Below are 748 nucleotides of genomic sequence, written 5' to 3'. Positions count from 1 at the left end.
ACACCCAGCTCCGCAAAGTCTCCTGACTTCGCGGAACACGAATGCAAAAGCTCAAAACACACTATAGTCCAAAATAATGAAAGAAGGGTATATCATAAGGGATCAAAACAAAGCACATTTTATTACAGCAACGGTAATAGATTGGATCGATGTATTTACGCGACAACGATACCGAGATATCATTATCGATTGCCTTAATTTTTGTATCAAAAATAAAGGAATGATCCTTTATGGATATGTTCTAATGAGTAATCACATTCACTTAATCATACAATCCGAAGAGGGAAAATTATCAGATCTTATACGTGATTTTAAAAAGTTTACTGCAAAAACAATTTTAGATACAATACTTAACGAAACTGAAAGCAGAAAAGAATGGATGTTAGAACGTTTTAAACTTGCTACAAAAAGTCATAATAGAAATAAAAAATATCAATTTTGGCAGTATGGTAATCATGCAGAAGAAATATATTCTCATAAATTTATGTGGTCAAAACTAGATTACATACACCTTATCCAGTAAGATCAAATATTGTTTCTAAGGCATCCGATTATCTCTATTCAAGTGCTGGGGATTATATAAATAAAAACAAAGGAATGGTACCCATTACCTTGGTTTCAAATCCTGTGATTAATGTTTTGAAGCCATTGTCATTAACAAAATATATAAAGAATTAATGCTGGGTGAGATCATAAAATAATGAAAGTTTGTATTTCCCGCAAAGTCAGGAGACTTTGCGGAGCGGAG

Annotated in this window: 1 protein-coding gene; it reads left to right on the top strand. The window is 32.5% G+C overall.

The genetic code is table 11. The annotated features are described in order from the left end of the window. The first annotated feature begins 76 nt into the window (after window positions 1–76). Entirely contained in the window at window positions 77–523 is a 447-nt protein-coding gene (locus DZ60_RS23815) for a transposase (RefSeq protein WP_316929903.1), read from the top strand. Window positions 524–748 lie beyond the last annotated feature (225 nt).

This window comes from Aquimarina pacifica, from assembly GCF_000520955.1.
GTDB classification, from domain to species: domain Bacteria; phylum Bacteroidota; class Bacteroidia; order Flavobacteriales; family Flavobacteriaceae; genus Aquimarina; species Aquimarina pacifica.
This window is presented reverse-complemented; position numbering and strand designations above follow the sequence as displayed.

What these genes read in the sequence shown, in the direction of transcription:
- DZ60_RS23815 (WP_316929903.1), top strand. Translation starts at nt 77, where the DNA reads ATGAAAGAAGGGTATATCATAAGGGATCAAAACAAAGCACATTTTATT.